Source organism: Duganella sp. LjRoot269 (genome assembly GCF_964254095.1).
GTDB classification, from domain to species: Bacteria; Pseudomonadota; Gammaproteobacteria; order Burkholderiales; family Burkholderiaceae_D; genus Rugamonas; species Rugamonas hordei.
The window spans coordinates 3,198,659-3,215,919 of the sequence record NZ_CAXUSL020000001.1; the positions used below are offsets into that span (position 1 = coordinate 3,198,659).

15 protein-coding genes are annotated in these 17,261 nt (G+C 67.5%); 8 read left to right on the plus strand and 7 right to left on the minus strand.

Annotation, left to right across the window (positions count from 1 at the left end; all coding sequences use genetic code 11):
* Positions 1 to 10: 10 nt before the first annotated feature.
* A complete protein-coding gene (locus tag ACSQ3S_RS14370) occupies positions 11 to 1,480 on the minus strand; it encodes a benzaldehyde dehydrogenase (protein WP_176650260.1) in 1,470 nt (489 codons plus the stop codon).
* Positions 1,481 to 1,771: 291 nt separating this feature from the next.
* Here ACSQ3S_RS14370 and ACSQ3S_RS14375 point away from each other — a divergent pair, with 291 nt between their 5' ends.
* Positions 1,772 to 3,589: a sigma 54-interacting transcriptional regulator gene (locus ACSQ3S_RS14375; protein WP_436142772.1), complete on the plus strand. Its 1,818-nt coding sequence runs from the start codon at positions 1,772 to 1,774 to the stop codon at positions 3,587 to 3,589.
* Here ACSQ3S_RS14375 and ACSQ3S_RS14380 read toward each other — a convergent pair whose 3' ends face one another.
* Positions 3,590 to 4,081: a MarR family winged helix-turn-helix transcriptional regulator gene (locus ACSQ3S_RS14380; RefSeq protein ID WP_353397723.1), complete on the minus strand. Its 492-nt coding sequence runs from the start codon at positions 4,079 to 4,081 to the stop codon at positions 3,590 to 3,592. It abuts the gene before it with no gap.
* Positions 4,082 to 4,209: 128 nt separating this feature from the next.
* On the opposite strand from ACSQ3S_RS14380, the gene ACSQ3S_RS14385 reads away from it, so the two are divergent.
* The 7 genes from ACSQ3S_RS14385 (at position 4,210) to ACSQ3S_RS14415 (ending at position 12,246) form a co-directional block, all read left to right on the plus strand.
* Entirely contained in the window at positions 4,210 to 5,376 is a 1,167-nt protein-coding gene (locus tag ACSQ3S_RS14385; RefSeq protein ID WP_353397726.1) for an ABC transporter substrate-binding protein, read from the plus strand.
* An 11-nt stretch (positions 5,377 to 5,387) separates the two neighbouring features.
* Entirely contained in the window at positions 5,388 to 7,115 is a 1,728-nt protein-coding gene (locus ACSQ3S_RS14390; protein WP_413449584.1) for a tannase/feruloyl esterase family alpha/beta hydrolase, read from the plus strand.
* Between the two features lie 62 nt (positions 7,116 to 7,177).
* Positions 7,178 to 7,669 carry a TIGR03118 family protein gene (locus tag ACSQ3S_RS14395; RefSeq protein WP_436142773.1) on the plus strand — a complete coding sequence of 164 codons (492 nt, stop codon included), beginning with the start codon at positions 7,178 to 7,180 and terminating at the stop codon, positions 7,667 to 7,669.
* 71 nt (positions 7,670 to 7,740) lie between these two features.
* Complete coding sequence (locus tag ACSQ3S_RS14400) at positions 7,741 to 8,760, plus strand: dihydrodipicolinate synthase family protein (RefSeq protein ID WP_436142774.1); 1,020 nt, start codon at positions 7,741 to 7,743, stop codon at positions 8,758 to 8,760.
* A 21-nt stretch (positions 8,761 to 8,781) separates the two neighbouring features.
* On the plus strand, positions 8,782 to 10,233 hold the full coding sequence (locus tag ACSQ3S_RS14405; protein ID WP_436142775.1) for an NAD-dependent succinate-semialdehyde dehydrogenase: 1,452 nt from the start codon (positions 8,782 to 8,784) through the stop codon (positions 10,231 to 10,233).
* A gap of 11 nt (positions 10,234 to 10,244) precedes the next feature.
* A complete protein-coding gene (locus ACSQ3S_RS14410) occupies positions 10,245 to 11,138 on the plus strand; it encodes a LysR family transcriptional regulator (protein ID WP_176650267.1) in 894 nt (297 codons plus the stop codon).
* Positions 11,139 to 11,259: 121 nt separating this feature from the next.
* Complete coding sequence (locus ACSQ3S_RS14415; RefSeq protein WP_436142776.1) at positions 11,260 to 12,246, plus strand: ornithine cyclodeaminase family protein; 987 nt, start codon at positions 11,260 to 11,262, stop codon at positions 12,244 to 12,246.
* Positions 12,247 to 12,300: 54 nt separating this feature from the next.
* On the opposite strand, the gene ACSQ3S_RS14420 is transcribed toward ACSQ3S_RS14415, so the two are convergent.
* The 5 genes from ACSQ3S_RS14420 to ACSQ3S_RS14440 are packed head-to-tail and all read right to left on the minus strand — an operon-like array spanning position 12,301 to position 17,174.
* Positions 12,301 to 13,248: an NAD-dependent epimerase/dehydratase family protein gene (locus tag ACSQ3S_RS14420; RefSeq protein WP_436142777.1), complete on the minus strand. Its 948-nt coding sequence runs from the start codon at positions 13,246 to 13,248 to the stop codon at positions 12,301 to 12,303.
* Positions 13,245 to 14,234, minus strand: a complete 990-nt coding sequence (locus ACSQ3S_RS14425) for a fumarylacetoacetate hydrolase family protein (protein ID WP_436142778.1) — start codon at positions 14,232 to 14,234, stop codon at positions 13,245 to 13,247. Before ACSQ3S_RS14425 ends, ACSQ3S_RS14420 begins: the two co-directional genes overlap by 4 nt.
* Positions 14,235 to 14,260: 26 nt before the next feature.
* Positions 14,261 to 14,839, minus strand: coding sequence for a cupin domain-containing protein (locus ACSQ3S_RS14430; RefSeq protein ID WP_436142779.1), 579 nt, complete (start codon positions 14,837 to 14,839; stop codon positions 14,261 to 14,263).
* 22 nt (positions 14,840 to 14,861) lie between these two features.
* On the minus strand, positions 14,862 to 16,028 hold the full coding sequence (locus ACSQ3S_RS14435; RefSeq protein WP_436142780.1) for an MFS transporter: 1,167 nt from the start codon (positions 16,026 to 16,028) through the stop codon (positions 14,862 to 14,864).
* Between the two features lie 15 nt (positions 16,029 to 16,043).
* Positions 16,044 to 17,174, minus strand: a complete 1,131-nt coding sequence (locus ACSQ3S_RS14440) for an FAD-dependent oxidoreductase (RefSeq protein WP_436142781.1) — start codon at positions 17,172 to 17,174, stop codon at positions 16,044 to 16,046.
* Between the last annotated feature and the right edge of the window lie 87 nt (positions 17,175 to 17,261).

Below are 17,261 nucleotides of genomic sequence, written 5' to 3' on the forward strand. Positions count from 1 at the left end.
GGTGTTGTCGTTAGAAGGGATAGCGCGGTGCTTCGGTCTTCACCGTCAGCCATTGCCACTGGGTGAATTCGTCCCAGTCGGAACTGCCGCCATGACGGCCGCCGTTGCCCGAGGTGCCGCCGCCGCCGAACGGCGCGTGCGCTTCGGCCAGCACCGTCTGGTCGTTGATGTGGACATGGCCGGCCGGCACCCGGTCGACGATGTGCATGGCGCGCGCCAGCGTCGGCGTGATCACGCCCAGCGCCAGGCAGCCGGTGGTGGCGGAGGCCAGCGCGATGGCTTCCTGGTCGGTGTCGAACACGGTGATCGAGGCGACGGGGCCGAACAGCTCTTCCTCGAAGCAGCGCATGCCGGGACGCGCGCCGGTCAGCACGGTGGGCTGGTAGAACTGGTTGTCGTAGGTGCCGCCGGCCAGCAGGGTGGCGCCTGCGGCCACGCTGTCCTGCACGATGGCGTGCACGCGCTGCACCTGGCGCGCGTTGATCAGAGGCCCCAGCGCGACCTGGCCGCTCATCGGGTCGCCCACCGGCAGGTTCCTGGCCTTGGCCACCACGCGCTCGATCACGGCGTCGGCGATGCCGCGCTGGAGCAGGATGCGGCCGGAGGCCATGCAGATCTGGCCCTGGTGCAGGTAGGCGCCCCAGGCCACGTTGGCGGCGGCGACGTCGGGATCCGCGTCGTCGAGGATGATCAGCGAGTTCTTGCCGCCCAATTCCAGCGACATCTTCTTCAGGTTGCGGCCGGCCAGTTCGCCGATGCTGCGGCCCACCGCGGTGGAACCGGTGAAGGCGATCATGGCGATGTCGGGATGGCTGCACATCGCCTGTCCCGCTTCGGCGCCGCCGGGCAGCACGTGCAGCACGCCCTTGGGCAGGCCGGCCGCCTCGAAGATGCGGGCGATCAGCACGCCGCCGCTGATCGGCGTCTGCAGGTCCGGCTTATGGACCACGGCGTTGCCGGTGGCCAGCGCCGGCGCGATCGAGCGGATCGACAGGATCAGCGGGAAGTTGAACGGCGAGATCACGCCCACCACGCCGTGCGGCACGCGCCGCGCGATGCTCATCTGGCCGCTGGCGGAGGCGAGCAACTGGCCCTTGGGCTGGGTCAGCATCGCGGCCGCTTCCAGCAGGTGGGCGCCGGCCTCGCGCAATTCCAGATCCGCCTTGGGACGGATCGCGCCGGTCTCGCGCAGGATCCAGGTCGACAGCTCGTCATGGTGTTCGGCGATCAGGGCGGCGGCGCGGCGGAAGATGGCGGCGCGTTCCTTGTAGTCGCTGGCGGCCCACGCGGCCTGCGCGGCGCGCGCTTCGGTGGCGGCGCGGGCCACGTCGTCGGCATCGGCCAGGCCGACGCGGCCCAGTTGCTCACCCGTCGCGGGTTCGGTGAAGGTGTGGCTGCCGCCGTGGGCCGGGATCCAGTCGCCGTTGAAAACCAGGTCCTGCCAGATCGATGGACGCAAAAGCGCATTCGCGTTGGTCATGCTGTCTCCTGTTGAAGGTTGAATGGTGGGGAAGTCAGCCTGCTAGCACGCTAGTTGCATGAAGGTCTGCTTGCCGCTCTTGCCTTAGCTATTACAAGTTGTGTGCCAGCTCGTTGTGGCGCGGTGTTATTGCGGCGCACCAAGCGCTGTCCGCGCCGGGCGTCATGCCGATTTTTGCGGGCCTTGCGTGGCGCAGCGCAGCAAAAAAGAACAGGTGCCGGCGATTGATGAAATGATCAAATGGGAGAAGTGCCGATGTATGATTTGGTAAAAGACGATGAAAGCGGAGACATGAGCAAACCCCCTCGCGTATCGCTGGCGGAGATGTCGCGCGTCAGCGGCAAGATGCTGCAGCATGGCGACAGCCAGCACCTGAAGGCCGGCGCCGCGCCCACGCTGGACGACCTGACGCAAAGCCTGCACTTCTCGCCGGGCGACGGCCGCATCTGGCTCAACGGCCAGCGCATGCAGCTGCTGCATATCACGTCGCTCGGCTCATTGCGGCGCGAGCTGATCGAGAGCATAGGCCCGGAGCGCACGCGCGGCCTGCTGACGCGGGTCGGCTATTCGGCCGGCGCGCGCGATGCGCAGCTGCTGCGCGAACGCTGGCCCGACGCGGAGCCGGGCTCGCTGTTCGCGGCGGGACCGCGCATGCATTCGCTGGAAGGCGCGGTGAAGGTCGAACCGCTGCATTTCGAATTCGACTTCGAGCGCGGCACCTATCACGGCGAATTCCTGTGGCACCATTCGAGCGAGGCCGAGGTGCACAGCGCCGATTTCGGCATCGGCACCGAGCCGGCCTGCTGGATGCAGACCGGCTACGCCATCGGCTACACCAGCGCGATGATCGGACGGCTGACCATCTATCGCGAGGTCGAGTGCACGTCGATGGGCCACAAGCACTGCCGCCTGATCGGCAAGCCGGCCGACGAATGGGACAACGTGGAAGAGGACCTGCGCTTCCTGAACGCGGAATCGTTCGTCAGCACCACGGCCTACGGCGGCCCGGGGCAGCACCAGCAGGCGGCGGTGCTGCCGGGGGACGACGGACGTTCGTACGGGGAAAAGGAGATGGTGGGCGTGTCGTCGGCCTTCAACGCGGCTTGCCACATGCTCAAGCGCGTGGCGCCGACCGCCGCCACGGTGCTGTTCACCGGCGAGTCTGGCGTCGGCAAGGAGCTGTTCGCCTACATGCTGCACCAGATCGGCGCCCGCAAGGAGCAGCCCTTCGTGGCGGTCAATTGCGCGGCGATCCCGGAGACGCTGATCGAGTCCGAACTGTTCGGCGTGGAGCGCGGCGCCTTCACCGGCGCCAGCCAGTCGCGGCCCGGCCGCTTCGAGCGCGCCTCCGGCGGCACGCTGTTCCTCGACGAGATCGGGACCCTGAGCCTGGTCGCGCAGGGCAAGCTGCTGCGCGCGCTGCAGGAAGGCGAGATCGAACGGGTAGGGGGCGTGCGCAGCGTCAAGGTCGACGTGCGGCTGGTGGCTGCCACCAATGTCGACCTGCGCGAGGAGATCCGACAGGGGCGCTTCCGCGAAGACCTGTTCTTCCGCCTGAACGTCTTCCCCATCCACCTGCCGCCGCTGCGTGACCGGCGCGACGACATACCGCTGTTGATGGGCTACTTCATGCGGCACTACGGCCAAAAGCATCAGCGCCGTGTGACCGGCTTCACGGCGCGCGCGGTCGATGCGCTGCTCAACTACCACTTCCCTGGGAATATCCGCGAGCTGCAAAACCTGGTCGAGCGCGGCGTCATCTTCGCCGACGAGGATGGGCCGATCGACCTGCCGCACCTGTTCACCAGTGGCGAGGAGTCGCAGACCTCGTATTTTTCGCTGGCGCAGACGGGACGCCTGACCAGCCACGGCGCAACCGCGCCGGAGTCGCAACCCAGCGGTGCGCTGCTCGATGTGCTGCCCGACATGTTGCGGCGGCAGGCGTCGGCACAGGAGCAGGACTGGTCGCTGGACCATCTGGAAAGCACGCTGATATTGGCGGCGGTGAAGCGGGCCGACGGCAACCTGTCGGCGGCGGCGCGCATGCTGGGCCTGACGCGGCCGCAGCTGTCCTACCGGATGAAGAAGCTCCAGCAGGGCGAACCCTGATCACTCCATGTAGATCTTCTGCAGCAGCTTGATGAGCTGCGCGCGCTCGGCGTCGGTCAGCGCGGCCGTCGCATCCGCTTCCAGATCGCTGGCGGTCTTTTCCGCCTTGGTGCACATGCTCAGGCCAGCGGGCGTCAGCACCAGCGTCTGCGAGCGGCGGTCCAGCGGACTGCGTTGGCGCAGCAGCAGGCCGCGCTCCTGCAGCCTGTCGAGCAGGATGGCCAGATTGGGCGGCGACACGTTGACCGCATCCGACAGCCGCTTCTGGTTGATGTTGGGATTGGCCTTGAGCAGGCTTAGCACGCTGAAATCCACCGGCCGCAGCTGATACTTCGCCATGCGCTTTTCGAACACCGGCATGATGTTGATGTAGGCGCGGCGGCAGTTATATCCCACCAGCCCCAGTAGCGTGCTCTGGTCCAGCGGCTGCTCAGCCGCCTCGTGGACGGCGTCGGTCAATTCCGGTTTCCTGTTCTTGGGCTTATTGGTCATGCTCCGATTCTAACAAAGAAGCGGCGTCGCGGCCATCCTGCCGCTTGCAATCTTTTGAAAATGCGTATAGTCTATAATCATTATAAAACATAACTAGTTGTTCTAAAACCATCCATCGAGGAGACACGATGAAACGCAGCGTACTTATCACTGTACTGGCGGCCGGCTTGCATCTGGCCGCCGGTTCGGTCCAGGCCCAGGAACCCATCCGCATCGGCGTCATAGCCGCGCTCACCGGGCCGTTCGCCAACACCGGCAAGCCGTTCGAGGACGGCATCAAGACCTATCTGCAGCAATACGGCGACCAGGTGGCCGGCAGGAAGATCGAGATCATCTACCGCGACGACGGCGGCACCAATGTCGACCAGTCCAAACGGGCGGCCCAGGAGCTGATCACGCGCGAGCATGTCAGCTTCCTGATCGGTTTTTCGCTGACGCCCAGCGCCATGGCGGTAGCGCCCATCGCCACCCAGGCGAAGATGCCGATGATCGTGATGAACGCGGTCACCAACGGCATCACCGCCAAGTCGCCGTACATGCTGCGCACCAGCATGACGATGCACCAGATGACCGGGCCGTTCGGTGCCTGGACCGCCAAGAACAAGATCGGCAAGGTCTATACGCTGGTCAGCGACTACAGCACCGGGCTGGATGCGGAGGCGCGCTTCACCAAGGAGTTCAGCGCCGGCGGCGGCAAGGTGGTGGGCTCGGCGCGGGCGCCGCTGGCCAATCCTGATTATTCGCCCTTCATCCAGCGTATCAAGGATGAAAAGCCGGACGCATTGTTCTTCTTCGCGCCCGGTGTGGAGGACGGCATCGGCCTGCTGAAAGCCTTCAGCGACAAGGGACTGGACAAGGCCGGCATCAAGTTCCTCGGGGTAGGCGACATGACCAGCGAAACACCGACGCTGGAAGCGCTGGGCGACCGCGCGCTGGGCGCGGTGACGGTGCTGAACTACGCGCCCACGCTGGACAATGACGCCAACAAGGCCTTCCTGAAAGCCTACGCGACGGCCAATCCGGGTCGGCCGCCCGCCACTTTCGTCACGGTGGCGGCCTACGACACCATGGGCATGATCTACGAAACCGTCCGCAAGCTGGGCGGCGCCGTCACCGGCGATAAGGCGATGCAGGTGCTGGCGGGTATGAAGCGCGACAGTCCGCGCGGACCGATCAGCATCGATCCGGCCACGCGCGACATCGTGCAGAACATGTACATCCGCGAAGTGAAGAAGGTCAACGGCAAGCTGGTGAACGAGCCTATCGCAGTGCTGCGCGACGTCAGCCCTAACTAAGGAGATCAGTGATGACAATCAAACGACGTGTCTTGAACGGCGCGCCGCTGGCGGCGCTTTGCCTGTCGACGGCGGTCCTGAATGCCTGCGGCGGCGACGGCGGTGCCATACCCGGCGGTACGGCGACGCTGCCGCAGCTGACCGCGGCCAGCGGCGCCAAGCTGGCCTCCTGCACCGACCTGGCCAGCCGGATCTCTTACCCCAACACGACGATCGCCAGCGCGGCCTCGGTGGCTGCCGGCGTGCTGACGGTCGCCGGCAAGCCGGTGCCTGCGCATTGCCTGGTAAAGGGATCGATGTACCAGCGTGTCGGCCCGGTCGACGGTCAAAACTACGCGATCGGCTTCGAAATGCGGCTGCCGGTGGATTGGAACGGACGCTTCTTCTACCAGGCCAACGGCGGCCTTGACGGCTCGGTCGTCACGGCCACGGGTGACGTCGGCGGCGGCGGACAGCTGGACAACGCGCTGAACCAGGGCTTTGCCGTGATCAGTTCCGACGCCGGCCACGGCGCGGCGACGCCGCTGTTCGGCCTCGATCCGCAGGCGCGGCTGGACTACGGCTACCAGGCATCGGGCAAGCTGGCGCCGATGGCCAAGAGCGCGATTCAGACCGCCTACGGCAAGGGACCGGATCGTTCCTACTTCGGCGGCTGCTCCAACGGCGGCCGCCACACCATGGTGGCCGCGGCGCGCTACGGCGAGCAGTTCGACGGCTACCTGGTCGGCGATCCGGGCTTCCGGCTGCCGCTGGCGGCCATCGCCAACATCGCCGGCGGCCAGGCCTATGCGGCGCTGGCGACCACTCAGGGCGACCTGTCGACCGGCTTCACGCCGGCGGAACGCGCGCTGGTGTCGAACGCGGTGCTGGACAAGTGCGACGCGCTGGATGGCGTCAAGGATGGCCTGGTGCAGGATACCGGCGCCTGCCAGGCCGCCTTCAGCCTCGATCGCGACGTGCCGTCCTGCGGCGCACAGGGCCGCGACGGCACCTGTCTCAGCGCGGCGCAGAAGACGTCGATCGGGCAGCTGTTCACGGGCGCGGTCACCAGCACCAAGACCAAGTTCTATTCGAGCTTCCCATACGATGCGGGCGTTGCCGCTCCCAACTGGGCGTTCTGGAAGTTCTTCAGTCCCCTGCAGCTGGATTCGGGCGCCGTGGCGATGATCTGGAAGGTGCCGCCGGTGAACCCGGCCACCTTCAATGGCGCCAACTTCGCGCTGACCTCCAACATCGATACGCTGCTGGCGCAGGTCGCCGCGACGGACGCCACCTACACCGAAAGCGCGATGTCCTTCATGCTGCCACCGCACCTGACCGACTACAGCACGGTAAAGAACCGCGGCGCCAAGATGATGCTGTACCACGGCACCAGCGATCCGATCTTCTCCAGCGACGACACCACGGCCTGGTACGACAATCTGCGCGCCGCGAACGGCGGCGATGCCTCCGGCTTCGCCCGCTTCTTCCGGGTGCCTGGCATGACCCATTGCTCGGGCGGGCCGGCCACCGACCAATTCGACATGCTGACGCCATTGGTCAACTGGGTCGAGAAGGGGCAGGCGCCGGAACGGGTGGTGGCCAGCGCACGGGGCGCGGGCAACGCCGGCGGGGCCAATGCCGACGTGCCGGCGTCATGGTCGGCCACCCGTACCCGGCCGCTGTGTCCTTATCCGCAGGTGGCCAAGTACAACGGCAGCGGCAGCGTCGAGGATGCGGCAAACTTCAGCTGCAAATAGTGTATTTTTCGTCGCGCAGCGGGCGGTGAGCTGCCGCTCGCGCGCCGAACACGTATGCCAATTTGGTCGATGCCTGGGGCATCGCCTTCAATCCGGCCGGTTACGTGTGGGTAGCCAGCACCGGCACCCACACCTCCACGCTTTACGGCGCCAACTATATCTACGCCACCGATTTCGCCAATAACCGCATCTACGTGATCTTTGCCAAGCATGCCGGGAACTTCGAAGAGTTGAAGCCCGGCTCCGGCGTGCTCGACATGTTCGACACGGCGGGCAAGCTGATCAAGCAGCTGGTGGTCGGCGGCACCCTGAACGCGCCATGGGGCATCGCGATGGCGCCGGCCAATTTCGGCACGTATAGCGGCAAGCTGTTGGTGGGGAACTTCGGCGATGGCCTGGTGCAGGCCTACGATCCGAACACCGGCGCGTCGGCCGGCCTGCTGAAGAAGGCGGACGGCAGTAACATCGCCATCGACGGACTGTGGGGCCTGGCCTTCGGTAACGGCGTTCAGGGACCGGCAGATATAGCAAAACCGTCATGTCTGCTTTCCTGAGTGCGGCCTTACCGGGCTTCGTCACGTCTCCTAAGATGCGTTGCATGGGACAACTCACAACCGGAGGCAAGATGGCTAAGTATCGCAAGCAAGACGCGCGCGCCTGGGCGCGCCAACACCTGGTGGGCTGCAGCGGCGTCACCATTCCCAGCTACAGCGCGGACCTGAAGCTGCTCAATGAACAAGGCATCCGCCACGACATCGGGCTGGCCATGGAATACGGCTACAGCTATACCCTGCTATGTTCGGAAGTGGCGATCACGCCGGAAGAAAATGCCCAATTCACGGCCTGGGCCAGGGATACGGCGGGCGACCGCATGGGCTTGTTCTTCCACGCCGCCTTCGGCACCCTGCAGGAAAACATCGAGGCGGTCAAGCTGGCCGAGAAGGCCGGCGCCGACATCGTGCTGCTGTCCTATCCGCCGCAGTTCTGGCCGACGACCTTGCAGGAGATCTACGACTACACCAAGGCCTTCTGCGACGCCACCGACCTGGCGGTGATGCTGTTCCCGATCCCGCTGTGGGGTTTCGAGCGGGTGCACCCGGCCGGGATGCCGGTCGAATTCGTGCGCAGGCTGCTGGACGATATCCCCAACATCGTGGCGATCAAGTCGGAGCAGGGCTTCCCGCTGGTATCCGGCCTGTGCGAGATGTGGCACCATTTTCGCGACGAAGTCGTGATCAGCTGCCCGATCGAGGGCGACGCGATTCCGATGATGAGCCTCATGGATCTGCAATTCTCCGGCACCAGCAATACGCAATGGATGGGCGGCTACTACCCCAAGGCTTTCGAGCTGGCGCGCAAGGGCAGCTGGGAGGAAGCGATGCAGCTGTTCTGGCAGATGGCGCCGGCGCGCAACGCGAACGGCGCGGCGGCCCAGACCTATGCCGGCGGCACCGGCGTGCTCAATCGCAGCATGTGGAAATACCAGGACTGGCTGGCCGGCTTCAACGGCGGCCCGCTGCGGGCGCCTGCCATGCGGGTGCCGGACCGCCTGATGAAGATGCTGCGCCAGGGCCTTGCCGCCTCCGGCGTCACGCCGACCAGCGATGCGGACAGCCAGTTCCTCATCGGCCGCCATCCATCCTGACGCCATCACCGAGGACGCCCCATGTCATATCCTGAAGTCAGCAAGGTCCCCAAGGGCTTGTACATCAACGGCGCCTGGCGCCAGGCCGCCGACGGCGCCACCTTTGACGTCACCGATCCGGCCACCGAAGAGGTGCTGGCCAGCGTGGCCAGCGCCACCGTCGACGACGCGCTGGACGCGGTGGCCGCCGCGCACGCGGCAGGCAAGGCGTGGGCCGCCACGCCGCCACGCCAGCGCGGCGAAGTGCTGCGCAAATCGTTCGAACTGCTGATCGAGCGCAGGGAGGAATTCGCGCGCCTGATCGTACTGGAAAGCGGCAAGGCGCTGGCCGAGGCGCGCGGTGAAGTCAGCTACGCCGCCGAGTTCCTGCGCTGGTACGCGGAAGAGGCGGTGCGCATCAGCGGCGAAGTCTCCACCGCGCCGGGCGGCGCCAACCGCATCGTGGTGCTGCGCCAGCCGATCGGCGTGGCGGTCTTCGTCACCCCGTGGAATTTTCCGGCGGCGATGGCGACCCGCAAGATCGGCCCGGCGCTGGCCGCCGGCTGCACGGTGGTGCTGAAACCCGCGTCCGAAACGCCGCTGACCGCGCTGGCCATGGCCGCGCTGTTCGCGGAGGCCGGCGTGCCGCCAGGCGTGATCAACGTGGTGCCGTCGCGCCAGTCGGGCCGGATCGTCAACGCGATGCTGCGCGACCCCAAGGTGCGCAAGCTGTCGTTCACCGGCTCGACCGAAATCGGCCGTATGCTGCTGGCACAGGCGGCGGACAATGTGGTCAAGTGCTCGATGGAGTTGGGCGGCAATGCGCCGTTCATCGTGCTGGCCGATGCGGATCTCGACGTGGCGGTGGCCTCCGCCATGGTCGCCAAGCTGCGCAACGGCGGCGAATCGTGCACCGCGGCTAACCGGTTCTATGTGGCCAGGCCGGTGGCGGAGGAATTCTGCCGGCGCTTTGCCGCGGCGATGGCTGCGGTCAGCCTCGGTTCCGGCCTGGACGAAAACGTGCAACTGGGTCCCCTGGTCAATCGCGCCACGCTGGACAAGGTGGCGCGGCTGGTCGGGGAGGCGGTCGAACAGGGCGCCACCGTGCTGACTGGCGGACGGGCCAGGGAAGGGCGGGGCTACTTCTACGAGCCGACGCTGCTGGCTGGCGTACGGCCCGATGCCAGCATCCTGCGGCAGGAAATCTTCGGGCCGGTGGCGCCGGTGTGCGTGTTCGATACGGTGGAAGAGGCGATCGCGCTGGCCAACGATACCGAGTTCGGTCTGGTGGCCTTTGTGCACTCGCGCGACCTGGGCCAGGCGCTGGCGGTGTCGGAACGCATCGAGGCCGGCATGGTCGGCATCAACCGGGGCGTGGTGTCCGACCCGGCGGCGCCGTTCGGCGGCTGGAAGCAAAGCGGCGTCGGACGCGAAGGCGGACATGATGGCTTGCTGGAGTACCTGGAATCCAAGTATATTTGTGTATCCTGGTAAATCGCTTCCCCATGCTGCCGATACTCGACCCCCGCTGGCACCTGTTTGCAACCGTTGCCCAGCTGGGCAGCCTGACCCGTGCCGCCGACGCGCTGAACGCGCCGCAATCGGTCATCAGCCGCCAGATCGCGCAGCTGGAAACGCAATGCGGCGGCAAGCTGTTCCGGCGCACGGGGCGCGGCGTGGTGCTGACCGAATTCGGCCAGATTGTTCACGCCCGCATCCTGCCCCTGATCGCCGATTCCGACCGGCTGGCCGACGAGATCCTGACCACCAACGGCATTCCCATCGGCGAGGTGCATGTCGGCCTGCTGCCTTCATCGGTGCCGGCGTTTGCCGGCCGGCTGTTCCGCGCCGCCCGCGAGCAGTTCCCCCGCATCCGCCTGCATCTTGCGGAAGGCTCCAGCGCCCAGTTGGAAGAGTGGCTCGATGCCGGGCGGCTGGATCTGGCGCTGCTGCTGCGCGAAGGGCCGGTGGCCGCCGCCGGCGCCACCTGCCTGCGCAGCATGGCGCTCGACCTGATCGGCCCCGCCGGCGATCCCTTGCTTGCCGATGGCCGCATCGCCTTCGCCGAGCTGGCCGGCATGCCGCTGATCCTGCCGGCCGAACCGCATGTGCTGCGCAAGCGCCTGGACGCGCTGGCCCGCGAGCGCGGCCTGCGGCTGACGGTCGCGATGGAGGCCGACACCATCGCGTTGCAGAGGGAACTTGCGATCGCCGGCGCGGGGTACGCCATCGTCGCCTCGATGGCGGAGACGGTATCCGGCGACGACAGGCTGTGCGCGGCGCGCATCGTCCAGCCGGAACTGGAGCGCAGCATCGTGCTGGGCACCACGCAGCATCGTCCCCACACCCTGGCCACGCGCGCCGTCTCGCAGTTGATCGCCTCCCTGTTTGCCGGCTGAACGCGGCGCGCGGCGGCCGGTATCCGGATTTGCCAATGCTGCTATGCCGCCACCGCGCTTCCCCGGCGTGGCGCCTGCCGCTAAGGTATGCCTGTCATTCAACCGATAGGAGTCCTACCCCATGTCCACCTTGTTTTTAACCGACCGCGATGTCAGTGCGCTGCATGACTGGATTGCGGCCATCGAGGCGCTGCGTGCCGCCTATGCGGCGCCGATGAAGGCACAGATGGTGCCGCCCCGTTCGATGGCGCGCGGCGACGGCATATGGCTGCGCGGCCTGAGCGCGGTGTCGCCAACCGGCGGCCATATGGGCAGCAAGCAGATTGCCGCCTCGCCCCGCGCCGGCTGCGCCAGCTATCTGGTGTCGCTGTTCGACGCCCATACGATGGCGCTGGCGGCGCTCATCGACGGCAACCAGATCACCGCCATCCGCACCGCGGCCACGGCGGCGCTGGCGGTGGACGCGCTGGCGCCGCGACGTCCGCTGCGGGTGGCGATGATTGGTTCCGGCTTCGAGGCGCGCTCGCAGCTGCAGGCGCTGCATGCGGCGCGCGAGATCCGCTCGGTCGCGGTCTTCAGTCCGACACCGGCCAGCCGCCAGCGCTTCGCCGATGATTTCAAGGCGACGCTTGGATTGGACGTGCGCGCGGCCGGCACGCCGCAGCAGGCGCTCGAAGGCGCCGACGTGGTGATTTGCGCCGCGCGCTCGCGCGACGAATTGCCGGTGCTTTTGGGCGAATGGCTGGAGCCGGGCATGACGGTGGTGTCAATTGGATCGACGTTGCCGGAACAGCGCGAGGTCGATGTGGAGGTGATACGCCGCGCCGCGCTGATCGTGGCGGACATGGTCGAGGAGGTGGTCCATGATACGGGCGACCTGATCGCCGCGACACGCGACGGCGTTGAATTCGGCCACAAGCTGCACGCGCTGGCGGACCTGATCGGCCAGCGCGTGCCGGGCCGGCGTTCGGCGGGCGATATCGTCGTCTATAAATCGGTGGGCTCGGCTTTGCAGGATGTCGCGACGGCGGAAATGCTGCTCACTCGCGCGCGCGCCCAGGGATTGGGCACCGAGCTGCCGGTGAGCATAGCGCCGGTGAAGAAGTGAAGCGCGGCGGCCCGGATGCGCAGTCGCGCCGGGCCGCCGTCAAGCTGGCGTCTTTTAAGGCGTGGGTGCGAGGGCCCGCTGGATCAACCGGGCCGCATCTCCATCATGGCGGAAGCCGGCGGCCAGCGCGGCCGGCGTGCGCAGCGCGGGGTAGTTGCCGAACAGCGCTTCGATCCGCGGGTCCGGCTGATGGCTGATCAGCTGTCGGCAGCGCGCACCATAGCGCTCCACCAGCGCCGCCAGGAGCTGCTCCATGCTGAGGTGTAGTACGGGCAGTTGCCAGCAGCGCGACGCGGGCGCTTCGGCGGTGCTCATCGCCGCCGCGTGCAGCAGGTTGTCGACACAGCAGGGCAGCGACATCCACCAGGCGGTCGCCTGCGCCGACACCGGGCAGACATACGGCTCGCCGGCCGCCAGCCGGTGCATGACGAGGCTCATGAAGGCCGAGCCATGGCCCGTTTCGGCCGCCGGCCGGGCTACGATGCCCGGCAGCCGCAGGCTGACCGCGTCCAGCTCGCCGCGCCGGCTCAAGTCGGCCAGTTCGATTTCCGCCATCAGCTTGTGGGCGCCGTAGCTGATCGCCGGCCGGGCCGGCTGGTCTTCATGCACCGCGTCCGCGCCGAGCGGACCATAGACCGCGACCGAACTGGCAAACACGAAGCGTGACGCACGCCGTTGTTTGCGGCCTTGCGCGGCCAGCCGGTGGGCCAGCGTCAGCGTGGCCTGCAGGTTGACCTGGTAGCCCAGCGCGTGTTCGCGCTCGGCCAGAGAGCCGGGCACGCTGGCCAGGTGGAACACGATGTCGGCCGGCAGGCGCAGCGCGTCATCCAGCACGGCGGGATCGCCGAACGAGCCGAGGACCCGTCGTGTATTCGGGCCGGCCGGCGCGCTGTCGAACGATTGGTCGATCAGCGTCAACTGAAGCTTTGGATCTTCCTGCAGGCGGCGCACCAGCGCGCGGCCGACAAAGCCGTTGGCGCCGGTGATCACGATATGACTCATGCCGCGCGCTCCGCGCGTACCACCTGTTGCTCGATGACGCCGAACGGACCGTGGCCGCCGCCGGGCCAGCGCGCCTCCATGCGGACCTTGTCGCCAAAGCGCATGAAGCCCGTGCGGGCGGCGCCCTGGTCGATGATTTCGATCACGCGCCGCTCCGCGATGCAGGCCGAACCCGCAGCGCGGCTGGCGTTCGATACGGTGCCGGTGCCGATGATGGTGCCGGGCGTGAGCCGCCGCGTGCGCGCCGCGTGGGCGATCAGGTCGCCGAAGCCGAAGCTCATTTCGCCACCGTGCGGCTGGCCGAAGCGCTCGCCGTTCCATTCCACTTCCAGTTGCAGGTGCACGCGGCCGTCCTGCCAGGCGTTGCCCAGTTCGTCGGGCGTGACGGCCACCGGGGCAAAGCTGGTCGACGGCTTGGCTTGCAGGAAGCCGAAGCCGGTGCGCATTTCGCGCGGGCCCATGGCGCGCAGGCTCCAGTCGTTCAGCTGTACCACCAGCCGCACCGACGTCAGCGCTTCGGCCGGCGTGCTGGCCATCGCCACCGCGTCGACGATGACGCCGAATTCGCCCTCGAAGTCGATGCCGTCGGCTTCGCTGGGCAGCGGCACCTTGTCGTGCGGGCCGAGGAAGTCGTCGCTGGCGCCCTGATACATCAGCGGAATGGTGTCCAGGTCGGGGATGGGCGGGGTGTCGAACGCTTGCGCCATCAGGTGGGCGTGATTGAGGAAGGCGGAGCCGTCGCACCATTGCGGGCTGCGCGGCAGAGGCGCCGCGCAGAGGCAGGGTTCGAAGGGCTGGCCGGCCAGTTGGCCGGCGTTGAGCGCGTCGTAGCGCTCGCGCAGGCCGGCCTCGACGTCGTTCCAGTGCCGCAGCGCGTACAGCAGGGAAGGGGCGAGGTCGCCGGCTTCGACGCAGCGGGTCAGGTCGCGCGAAACGAGCAGCAGGCGGCCGTCCAACGTGCGGTCTTGCAGGGTAGCGAATTTCATGGTCAGTGTCTGTATGTTGGTTGAGCTCAGCGCGCCGCGAGCGCGGTGGCGATGGCTGGATCGTAGGCACCGTCGATCAGCATGAACAAGATGCGGCAGGGCCGCTGCGAACGGTTGGCCCAGGCATGGTTGGTGCCGCGCTGGATCACCACACTGCCGGGATGCAGCTGCACTTCGGAGTCGTCGAGCACCAGCGTCAGTTCGCCTTCGATGACGATGCCGTAGTCGACCGACTCGGTGCGGTGCATCAGCGGGTGCGGCGAGTGGGCGCGTACCGTCGATGCTGCGGCGTCGCCGACCTCGGTGAAAGCTTCTTGCATCCGTGCCGCGCCACGTGCCAGGAATTCGGCGGTATCAGGCGGGATGTCGACGAAACGCAACCGCGTGCCCAGCTTCGGCGGCGGCAGCGTCAGCGGGCCGGTGGTGGGATCGGGGCCGTTGTCGGCCGGTGCCGGCGTGGCGGCCGTGCTCCAGACTTCGTGGAACACGGTGCCGGGTATGGCCGACAGTTCGACCACGGTGGGCAGCGCGCCCTCAGTGCTGACGATGGCTTTGCCGGCTGCGTCATGGCCGGTGACGACGCGGTGTATCGGGGGGAAGGTCATAGGGGAACTCCAGTTTCTATCATCAGGAAAGCACGACGGCGCGGCGGCGGCCGGCCTGCGCGAAGCAGTAGACCGCAGCGATGGCCAGCAGTACGGCGGCGCTGCCAAGCACCCCGTAGCCGGCGTGCTTGACCAGGGTGCCGCCGAGCACGGGGCCGATGGCGGCGCCCACCATCAGCATGGCGGGCGTGGCCGACAGCGCGCGGCCGCCCGGATCGAGCTGCGCCACCAGTCCGAAGGCGAAGGTGTGGGTGAAGATCATCACGGCGGCAAACATGGCGCCGGCGACGGCGTAAGGCAGGTAGCCTGTGCTGCCGGCGATGGTCACCGCCAGCGCAGCCTGCGCCACCGGTCCGCCCAACACCACCAGATGCGCGGGCCAGCGCCGTTGCAGCAGCGCCGCCAGCGGCGCCGGGATCAGGTTGACGAAGCCCAGCGCGATCAGCACGCCGGTGACGGCGGCGGGCGCGAAGCCGCGGTCCGCGCCTATCCGTTCGAGGAAGCTGAACATCATGGCCTGCACCAGTCCCATGCAGCTGATGCCCAGCGCGGCAAACCAGACCGCCGCGCTGATGCCGCCGGCGCCGGCGGCGTGACCGGTCCGGGCGCCGGCGGCGGGGGCGACAGGACCCGCAGGAAAGGCGACGGCCGTGACCACGGCTGCCACCAGCATCACCGCGGCGAACACGCGGAACAGCACCGGGCCGCCGCCGGCGGCCACCAGGACGGGCGTCAGGCCGAGGAAAGCGATCGCGAATATGCCCAGCGCCATGCCGGCCAGCGCGAACATGCGGTGCGGATTGCGGCCGCGGCCCATGGTGCCGTGCGCCATGCTGAGGGCGCTGCCGGCCGCCGCGCCGGCCAGCGCGTGCAGCACCGCCATCAACGTGAAGTCGCTGGTTTGGGCCGCGGCGAAGAAAGCGATACCGGCCAGCGCGAAGCCGCACGGCGCCACCACATTGGCGCGCAGCCGGTGGAAGCGCGGCGCGCATACCAGGCTGCAGCCGACGGCGCCCAGCAGGAACAGCGTGGCCAGCGCGCCGGCCCGTTGCGGATCGAAGCCGTAGCGGGTGATCAGCGTGCCGACCCATACCGGCAACGCCACCAGGTCCACCATGCCGGCGCAGTGCGCCACCATCAGCGCGATGCGGCCGGGCCAGCGTTCGTCAAGCTTGTCGTGATTATCCATGGCAGGCTCCCGCGCTCAGATCGGCGCGGCCAGCGCCATGTGGGTGTCGCGCATGATCTGCGCGTGCTCGGCCTTGTCGCCGCCGGTGATCTCGATCTCGCCCAGCCGGCCCGAGTTCTCCACCACCATGCGGCAGCGCTCCCAGCGCCGCGCCTCGAACTGCGTCAGCGCCTGTTCGACGCTGGCGGCGCTGCCCAGTTCCTCGGCCAGCACGATGGCGTCCTCAATGCCGATGCAGGCGCCGGAGGCCATGTGCGGCGTGGTGGCGTGCACGGTGTCGCCGATCAGCACCACGCGGCCGCTGTGCCATGGCTGCCACACCAGCAACTGCTCCAGCGGGCGGTAGACGATCTGCGAGTCTTCGTTGAGCGCGGCGCGGCACTGCTGCATCAGCGGCGCGGAGAAGGGCGCCAGCAGCTCGGACAGCATGGACGCGAACTGCTTCGGATCGATCTGCACGTTGTCGGCGCGGTCTTCGGTGACGAACAGGTACATCTGGTCGCGCGAGACCGGATTGACGCCGGTCTTGATCTTGGGGCCGACCCACATCATGGCCCGTTCCACTTCGGCTGGCCGCGGCAGCACCGCGCGCCACACGCACTGGCCGGTGTACTGCGGCTGCGACGCTTCCGGCAGCACCGCCTCGCGCACCTTGGAATACAGGCCGTCGGCGCCGATCACCAGGTCGTAGTTGCGCGTTTCTCCGTCGGTGAAGGTGACCTCGACGCCGTCGGCGTGCTGGCGCAGCGCGGTGAAGGTGCAACCCAGGCGCACTTTGGCGCCGCTGGCGATGGTGGCGTCGGCCAGTATCTTGGCCAGCACCGGACGCATGATGGCGCCGCCGCCGGGGATTTCGGGTCCGGCCAGGCGTGGCGTCGGCAGTACGGCGATCTGCTGGCCATGCGGCAGGAACAGGTCGACGCCGTCGGCGGCCGAGCCTTGCGCCATGAATTGTTCGAGGATGCCCAGCGTCTTGAAGGCGCGCAGCGTGGCGCCGCCCAGGCTGATGCCGGCACCGTAGGAACGCCAGCCGGGATCGATCTCCGCCACCTCCACGGCCAGGCCCTGCTTGCGCAGCTGGATGGCCGCGGCCATGCCGGAAAAGCCGCCGCCGATGATCAGGATGTTTTGTGCAGGGGATGTCATGTGGGTCTCCATTGGTTCAATGATTGTTGTTTTGCGATGCTGTAGGTCTAGTGTGCGGATTCAGGCCTTATTTGTAAAATTGATTAA